6 protein-coding genes are annotated in these 8801 nt (G+C 36.9%); 2 read left to right on the top strand and 4 right to left on the bottom strand.

Going from position 1 to position 8801, the window contains the following annotated elements; genetic code table 11:
- Positions 1 to 1003: 1003 nt before the first annotated feature.
- Together J3U16_RS03345 and sohB are read right to left on the bottom strand one after the other, a co-directional pair.
- A complete protein-coding gene (locus J3U16_RS03345) occupies positions 1004 to 2338 on the bottom strand; it encodes a hypothetical protein (RefSeq protein WP_141677492.1) in 1335 nt (444 codons plus the stop codon).
- 594 nt (positions 2339 to 2932) lie between these two features.
- Positions 2933 to 3976: a protease SohB gene (sohB, locus tag J3U16_RS03340; RefSeq protein WP_267338875.1), complete on the bottom strand. Its 1044-nt coding sequence runs from the start codon at positions 3974 to 3976 to the stop codon at positions 2933 to 2935.
- 151 nt (positions 3977 to 4127) lie between these two features.
- Between sohB and J3U16_RS03335 the strand changes: the two genes are divergently transcribed.
- Positions 4128 to 5828, top strand: coding sequence for a formate--tetrahydrofolate ligase (locus tag J3U16_RS03335; protein WP_267342501.1), 1701 nt, complete (start codon positions 4128 to 4130; stop codon positions 5826 to 5828).
- A 13-nt stretch (positions 5829 to 5841) separates the two neighbouring features.
- On the top strand, positions 5842 to 6228 hold the full coding sequence (locus J3U16_RS03330; RefSeq protein WP_267342500.1) for an RnfABCDGE type electron transport complex subunit B: 387 nt from the start codon (positions 5842 to 5844) through the stop codon (positions 6226 to 6228).
- A gap of 39 nt (positions 6229 to 6267) precedes the next feature.
- Here the strand turns inward: J3U16_RS03330 and typA are convergent, their stop codons facing one another.
- Complete coding sequence (typA, locus tag J3U16_RS03325; protein ID WP_065563548.1) at positions 6268 to 8091, bottom strand: ribosome-dependent GTPase TypA; 1824 nt, start codon at positions 8089 to 8091, stop codon at positions 6268 to 6270.
- Positions 8092 to 8245: 154 nt separating this feature from the next.
- The gene (gene hemG / locus J3U16_RS03320; protein WP_267330508.1) at positions 8246 to 8779 is read right to left on the bottom strand and encodes a menaquinone-dependent protoporphyrinogen IX dehydrogenase; all 534 of its coding nucleotides are present in this window, start codon (positions 8777 to 8779) and stop codon (positions 8246 to 8248) included.
- Positions 8780 to 8801 lie beyond the last annotated feature (22 nt).

Raw genomic sequence — 8801 nt, 5'->3', positions numbered from 1 at the left:
GATGTCAATGCGTGACCCGAAAAAGAAAGGAAAAGAGCCACGAGAAAAACAATCTGCCGGGATAATTGGGAAAAGGATCGAAAACCGGATCTGAGAGAGGATCCGGAAAACGATCTGAAAAAAGATCGGGAAGAGGATCGCGGAAGCGATCGCGCGATAATTCGCAGAATTTCACTTGATTGAGTAGAAAAATAAGCGTAAGTGAAAAATTTAAGCTGAGAGATAAACTTAGACGAATTTAAATTATAGGTTGGCCAAGTTGCCTGTTGCCTGTTGCCTGTTGAAAATTATAGAACATCTGCGACAATCCTGTCAAGTATACTTATGATTAATTTACAATTTTATGTTTTTCCTATCAAATTTTAGCCCATTAGCTAAAACCGTGTAAAAAGTATAGTGATTGGAAAAACACGATGCAACACTTTTTTTCGCTCAATTGCGTTAACTTTTGTAAATAGGATCTAAAAATAATCTAAGTTATAATTATTCAACCATTGTTTTAATTGAATATATCACAGTTACAAATCTTTAAAATTAGAGCAATTGATCCTCAAAAATTTTATTTTAGGGCTTTGGATTAGAAATTTAGTGATTTGGATCATTTAATAATTTTTAAGTGAAATTTAGAACTTCAAAAACCCCGCTCCTCAACTTTTTTTTAATGGAAAAATACAGCTACTAAAAAGCGCCACAGTTTAAAGCGGAATTATTTATTTGAGGCAATATTTCAAAACAAAATTTTGAGCCCCAAAAACCCCGCTCCTCAACTTTTTTAATGGAAAAACACAACTACTAAAAAGTGCCATAGTTAGAGCGGAATTATTTATTTGAGAAAATGTTTCAAAACAGAATTTAGAACCCCAAAAACCCCGCTCCTCAACTTTTTTTGCGATAAAAAACTCAAAAAAACCGCCCCAATTGAGGCGGATGGTTTAAGTTTCGACACCATAAGTTACTAGAAAAATATAAGCTATTTTACTATCTCTTCCTCAAAAAATAAGAATTAAGGGGTGAGATCTGAAACACAAACCCCGTTGTAGAAGGTTGCAGGATCTACCCAATGAATAAGTCCGTGGTCGGCGTGCGCGTAAAAGTAATACTTATAATCACCACCATGGGTGTACATGTCATTAGTCCAATAATACAAATTAAAGTTAGTATTCGCGTAATATAACAGAAAGCCCCACTCGGTAATAAGACCTGCCCCAATGTTACGTTGGTAATGATTACCCGGTGATGGAGGTGTAGCGGTAATCAATTGGTCATTTGATGGATAAACCGCATTGGTTAAATCCCTTACATTAGGAAGGTGATAACCTATATTTGTACACCAAGATAATTGGTTGTCGTGATTTCCGATAACGTTCCCACGATTGACAAACCACTGCTTTAGTTCAAATCCATATTTAACGACAGCGTTACCACTACTGTCACGACCGACTATCTCGAATGTCTGGGGTAAAGATGGTTTAGCTACTTTATCCGGATTACTAGAATTCCATTGTTCTAAGGTTGCAGCAGGGCCCGTTAATGTAACGCGGACACTAGTATTTGTTGAATTGGTCATCGTCGCAGTAATTCCACTATGAGAAACCGGATCCCACGTTAATGCCTGATCATTATTGCTAATATCTAAATCAAAGTACAAACCATTAGCGCCAGTAGTCGGGAAATTTAAACCATAAGATGATGGCGTCGCGGTTTGAGTTAGAAAGCCTTTACCATAATTCCAGATAGTTTCGGGACCTACATAGGGAGGTGCGGTATACGCTAGATTATTTGGTTTAGCAAAACAAATCGCAGGTGATTCTTTAGGTTTAAAATAATAGGTAACACTACCTGCTCCGAACTTAATGCTATTAGGAACGCCATAACGAGTGGTCAATGTGCCTTCAGTATTAGTTAATGTCGCTTTATAAGGCGCTTTACAATACATAGGTACGGTATTTCGTGATACAGTTTGATTGTTTTTATCAACAATAGACAAGCTTATACTGCCAGTAGCAGTGACTTCACTATCTCCATCATCATCGCCCCAATAATTATATGGTGCAGCGACAATGGTGTTTAAATCAACGGTATTACTATCAACTGGCACCAACATGCTAATATCAGCAAAACTTTCATCAATAGTTGGTAATTCGATAGGATTGGTTGCACTAGAATTATTATTTGATGGCGAGTATTGTTGACCATTAGAAAGATGGATCCCGAGCAAACCTTCGGTATCCGTTACTCGTGTATTACCACCGTCGAACGTAAAATAAGGCACTTCACCGTGAATAAAATTAGATGTTGTGGATGTTAACGCTGTACTAGTAAATGAAAACGCTAACAATATACTAGGTACTAAAGGTAATAGGATCTGTCGGAATAATATTGATCTATGTGAGGATCGCGCAAAATTTTGCGTAATTTTATAGATCTTGGTGAAAAAATAGACTTTAGTGAAAAATGAAAAATAAGAGCTTAACTTTGACGAATTTAACTTATAGGTTGGCCAAGTTGCCTGTTGCCTGTTGCCTGTTGAAAATTATAGTGCATATTACTTAATCCTGTCAACTAAATTTATGATTTATTTACTCTTTATGTTTTTACTTAAATTTGGATCGCTTATATAAAACGGTGTAAAAGTATAGTGACTGAAAAAATACGATGCAACAATTTTTCACTTAAGATCGTTAATCTTTGTAAAGAAAAACATATAAAATACAAAAATAATCAACCAAATCCGGTTTAATTCATAAACAGTTCATTTACAATTCTTTAAGGATCATATTTTTAAGATAGATCGTTTGGTGTTAGAAATTAGATGCTTTAGTAATTTTAAGATTTTCAGACAAAATTTTAGGGTTAAAAAACCCCGCTCCTCAACTTTTTTTGAGGAATCGGGGTTTTAAAGATGTAAAATAGTGATTTTAGGTTAAACCTTTTACAGTCCGTTTCCTTGTCTAAAAAATAACTTTTCCATGCCTTTCACGACATTTTTGGAGAGTTTTTCGGACAGTTTTTGTTTGCGTTGATAGTTAACGGCAATGATTTTATGCGTTTCTAGGTGTGATAAGATAAAATCATCACTGGTGCTAATTTCGTCAACCAGCCCCATTTCTTTGGCTTGAGTAGCAAACCAGTGTTCGCCTGTTGCAACCTGATCTATATCGATATTTGGTCGATATTCTTTTACAAAGTCTTTAAATAATAGATGCGTTTGTTCAAGTTCTTGTTTGAATTTTTGGCGACCTTCATCCGTGTTTTCACCAAACATGGTTAGGGTTCGTTTGTATTCTCCTGCCGTTTGTAATTCAATATCGACATCATGTTTTTTTAGCAATCGGTTGAAGTTAGGAATTTGGGCAACAACACCAATTGAACCCACAATTGCAAATGGCGCTGCGACAATTTTGCTCGCAGTACAAGCCATCATATAACCGCCACTGGCTGCAACTTTGTCAACCACAGCCGTAAATGGAATGTTACGTGTTCTAAAGCGTAATAGTTGGGAGGCAGCAAGACCATATCCATGCACTACTCCACCAGGGCTTTCAAGTTTTACGACAACTTGATCATCTGGTTTAATGATAGCTAGTACAGCAGTGATTTCTTGACGCAGTTCTTCAACTTCATGTGCATCCATACTGCCGTTAAACGATAAGACAAATAATTTAGGCTTTGCATCTGATGATTTAGCATTATCATCTTTCTTTTTAGCCGCTTGTTTAGCTTGTTTTTTTTCAAGTTTTTTTTGTTTTTTGAGATCTTTTGTAAACTGTTTAGCTTCGATTTCATCCATGCTCGACGTTAGCATGTCATCTTTAACTTGTTCATATTCCTCGCTAATATCTTTGACAGATAAACGTCCAGCAATTGTTGATGATTTTCGGCGTTGACTTAAAATAAAAATTAATACCGCTAAAATAGCAATAACCACCGTTGCTGTTTCAGCCAAGAAGAGAGAATACTGCGAAAACCAGTTCATTTAATCATTATCCTTTAGTTGAAAATTTTCGCTATTATAACAAGATAATTAGAGATTGTGCCGAAAATCAATAAAGATTAAATTGTTGCTTTATTCGGCATTTTAAATTCTTTATACTGACAGCCTAATTTATTGTTATACGAGAATGAAAATGCCACTACGCCCAATAACTGAAATCGCTAAACAATGTCAGATCCCTGAACAATACGTGCTTCCTTACGGTAAATATGTTGCCAAAATTGATTTATCAATCCTTAATGCAAAGGAAAATCGCGCTAATGGTAAATTAGTTTTAGTTACCGCTATTACACCAACACCATTAGGTGAGGGTAAAACCGTCAATACCATTGGTCTAAGTGAAGGCCTTAATTATTTAGGTAAATCAGCTATCGCTTGTATTCGTCAACCAAGCTTAGGACCTGTTTTTGGCGTAAAAGGCGGTGCAGCCGGTGGTGGGCAAGCAGAAGTTTTGCCGATGGAGACGCTAAATCTTCATCTTACTGGTGATATTCATGCAATAACTGCAGCACATGATTTAGCATCTGCCGCGTTGGATTCTCGTCTTTATCATGAAGATCGTCTTGGCGATGAGTTTACCGCACAAACCGGTTTACCTCGTTTAAATATTGATGTTAATCGTATTGTATGGAAACGGGTTATCGATCACAATGATCGCGCTCTGCGTAATATCACTGTCGGTGTTGGTGGCGGTGTGAATGGTGTTGAACGCCGTGACGGATTTGAGATTACGGCAGCGTCTGAGCTAATGGCAATTTTGGCTTTGGCTTCTGATTTACATGATATGCGTGCGCGTATTGGTCGTATTATTTTGGCCTATAATACGCAAGGCGAGCCAATCACAGCTGAACAGCTCGAAGTTGCAGGCGCGATGACAGTACTTCTTAAAAATGCGATTAATCCTAACTTGATGCAAACTGTTGAGAATACGCCTGTACTAATCCATGCTGGACCATTTGCTAATATTGCTCATGGTAATTCATCAGTTATCGCTGATCGCATTGCAATGAATTTAGCCGATTATGTGATAACCGAAGCAGGTTTTGGTTCTGACATGGGTATGGAGAAATTCTTTAATATTAAATATCGTCAAGCTGGTATTAAGGCTTCTTGCGTGGTTTTAGTGGCAACGGTTCGTAGCTTAAAATCTAATAGTGGTAAATATAATATCAAACCAGGACAAGCTATCCCTAAAGAGATTTCAGAATCAAATGTGGAGTTACTTGAAATTGGTGCAGCCAATTTAGCTTGGCATATTAAGAATGCCAAGAGCTATGGTTTACAAGTAATTGTTGCGATCAATCGATTCCCACATGATAGTGAAGAAGAGTTGGCGTTTTTACAAAAATATGCCGTTGAACATGGTGCTTTTGCTTGCGAAGTGAGCGAAGTGTTCACTCAAGGTGGTAAAGGTGCTGAAAAACTTGCTAAACATGTTATTGAGGCATGTGATATGCCAAGTGAAATCAATTTACCTTATCCTGACAGTATGTCATTGATGGATAAGATCCAAACCATGGTTAAAAAGTACGGTGCCAATAAAGCGAACTTGTCTGAAACCGCGCTTAAAAATATTAAAGAGATTGAAGCGTTAAAACTTGATCACTTACCACTTTGTATTGCAAAAACGCCGATGTCGATTAGCGCTGATGCTAATTTAAAGAATGTACCAACTGACTTTGATGTTGATATCAGCCATTTAGCCATTTCAGCCGGTGCTGGTTTTATTCGAGTTTATGCCGGTAATGTGATGACCATGCCGGGGCTTGGCACGAATCCAGCTTATCGACATATTGATATTGACAAAGATGGTAATATTGTTGGTTTAAGTTAATTTAAATTTTATTATGCAATATAAAGCCTTTATTGATGAAGAAAATTGTATTGGTTGTGGCAAATGTATCCGTGTTTGCCCTACTGATGCTATTGTTGGTAGTAAACAGGTGTTACATACGGTATTACCGCAATTCTGCACTGCGTGTAGTAATTGTATTAATACCTGTCCAACTGACTGTATTACCTTAAGTACTCTTGGCGTTAAATTAAGTGAGCAAGAAGAGTTGCTGTTAACTGAGAAGAAACAACAACGCTTAAATCGTAATCAATTGGTTCCACCGACTATTTTATTTCCTAAGTCGATGCCAGCAAGCAATGCAATGACTCAGAAAGATCGTAAACAATCGATTGCCGATGCTATTGCTCGCGTTAGAGCTAAAAAAAACCTCGCTAATTAGCGAGGTTTTGTTGTTTGATTATTTAAATCATAATTCACATTATTCTTTATTACTTCTAAATGCACGTTTACGATCGTTTTCAGTTAAATGACGTTTACGTAGACGAACAGATAATGGTGTTACTTCAACTAATTCATCATCATCAATAAATTCTAACGCTTGTTCTAACGACATTTTTACTGGTGGTGATAAGGTAGTCGCTTCATCAGTACCTGATGCTCGCATGTTAGTTAATTTTTTACCCGTTAAGCAGTTAACGGTTAAATCATTTGAGCGAGTATGGATACCAATAATTTGCCCTTCATAAACTTCAGCACCATGACCAAGGAATAATTTACCACGATCTTGCAAGCTATAAAGCGCATAAGCCAAAGCTTTACCAGTACCGTTTGAAATCATTACCCCATTATTACGTTGGCCGATTTCACCCGGACGCACATCATCGTAATGGCTAAATGTTGAGTAAAGTAAACCAGTACCTGATGTCATGGTCATAAATTCAGTTCTAAATCCAATAAGACCACGGCTAGGAATCACATAATCTAGACGTACACGTCCTTTACCATCAGGTAACATATTGGTCAAATCACCTTTACGTAAACCTAAGGCTTCCATCACTGAACCTTGGTGTTGTTCTTCGATATCTAAAGTAACTTGTTCGAAAGGCTCTTGTTTTTTGCCATCGATTTCTCTGTAGATAACTTTAGGACGAGATACCCCAAGTTCATAACCTTCACGACGCATATTTTCAATAAGAACAGATAAGTGCAATTCACCACGACCAGAAACTTTGAATGCATCCGGATCTGGGGTTTCTTCAACACGAAGAGCCACGTTATGTACAAGTTCTTTATTTAAACGTTCAAGAATTTGACGAGAAGTTACATATTTACCTTCTTTACCTGCAAATGGTGAACTATTTACATTAAAGAACATGGTAACTGTTGGTTCATCAACACTTAGTGCTGGCAGAGCTTCAACACAGCTGTTATCACAAATTGTGTCAGAAATACCAAGTTCACCTAATCCAGTGATAGCAATGATATCTCCTGCTTCTGCAACTTCAGCTTCATAACGTTGTAAGCCTAGGTGACCTAATACTTGTCCGACTTTGCCAGTACGTTTGTTACCTTCGCTATCGACAATAGTAACTTGTTGATTTGGTTTAACGCGACCGCGTTTAATACGACCAATCCCAATAACACCAACATAGTTGTTGTAATCAAGTTGAGAAATTTGCATTTGGAATGGACCATCTAAATCAACTTTAGGTGGTTCTACATGTTCAACAATTGCTTCAAATAGTGGTGTCATGTCTTGTGCCATATCTTCATGATCAAGACCTGCAATCCCCATTAAAGCTGATGCATAAACGATTGGGAAATCAAGTTGTTCATCAGTTGCACCAAGGTTAACGAATAAGTCGAATACTTGATCCACAACCCAATCTGGGCGCGCACCCGGACGGTCAACTTTATTAATAACCACAATTGGTTTTAAACCATGAGCGAATGCTTTTTGAGTCACAAAACGTGTTTGTGGCATTGGTCCGTCCATTGCATCAACAAGCAGTAGTACAGAGTCAACCATTGACATTACACGTTCTACTTCGCCACCAAAATCGGCATGGCCTGGAGTATCAACGATATTAATTCGGTAACCATTCCAATCGATAGCCGTATTTTTAGCTAAGATAGTAATACCACGCTCTTTTTCAAGCGCATTTGAGTCCATTATTCTTTCATTGTCATCACCACGCAAATTATCAAGCGTGCCTGATTGTTTTAATAGTTTATCAACCAAGGTTGTTTTACCATGGTCAACGTGAGCAATAATGGCTATATTTCTTAAATTTTCAATCACAATTAAAATCCCAGTTAGGAGACAGATTCTTTAGGCGCAATATTGTACACCTTTTTAGTAAAAAAGTTGATCTATATCACAAAGTTTCTTCAAAACAACTTTAAGACTTGATATTTAACGAAAATAGTGACTTATTTTATCAAGATAACTAAGATTAATTATCAATAAGTTCCACAAATTGCTCGGCAAATTCATCCACTTTTGTCCAATTTGTGTACTCTATTACTTCTTTTGTCACATCTGTATCACCCTTACCTAACCACATAATAAATCGAATCATATTACGATCAAACCAGTTATATTTAGGATAATAAAGCGCACCAGCAAATACCGCTTTGATAGTCGGTTGCCAGGCAATTTTGGCAAGGAATTTTTTAGTATATAGGTTAGTTTCAGGTGTATTTTTATTTGGTTTTCTAGCCACCACATTTACCCCAAAAAAACCAGTTTTTAACGCATTTAATTGCTGATAATTGGCATCAATAAACTTCTTCATGGTTTTACTGTAAAAACCATATCGAATTGAACAACCAATTAATACGGCTTTGTAGTTACCAAGATCAATCTTGGTATCGGGCAATAACTCAATCAAATCACAATCACATTTACCCTCAAGATGTGTTTTTATTCGTTGCATAATTTTAAGGGTTTGCTTTTCGTGAGTGGTAAAGAGTAATAAAACTTTCATATTTGAATTTCCTGTTAAAGAG

Source organism: Gilliamella sp. B3023 (assembly GCF_026536845.1).
Classification (GTDB): Bacteria; Pseudomonadota; Gammaproteobacteria; order Enterobacterales; family Orbaceae; genus Gilliamella; species Gilliamella apicola_E.
The sequence above is the reverse complement of the archived record's forward strand: the minus strand, read 5'-3'. Positions and strand labels throughout refer to the sequence as shown.

What these genes read in the sequence shown, in the direction of transcription:
- sohB (WP_267338875.1), bottom strand. Translation starts at nt 3,976, where the DNA reads ATGAACTGGTTTTCGCAGTATTCTCTCTTCTTGGCTGAAACAGCAACG.
- hemG (WP_267330508.1), bottom strand. Translation starts at nt 8,779, where the DNA reads ATGAAAGTTTTATTACTCTTTACCACTCACGAAAAGCAAACCCTTAAA.
- J3U16_RS03330 (WP_267342500.1), top strand. Translation starts at nt 5,842, where the DNA reads ATGCAATATAAAGCCTTTATTGATGAAGAAAATTGTATTGGTTGTGGC.
- J3U16_RS03335 (WP_267342501.1), top strand. Translation starts at nt 4,128, where the DNA reads ATGCCACTACGCCCAATAACTGAAATCGCTAAACAATGTCAGATCCCT.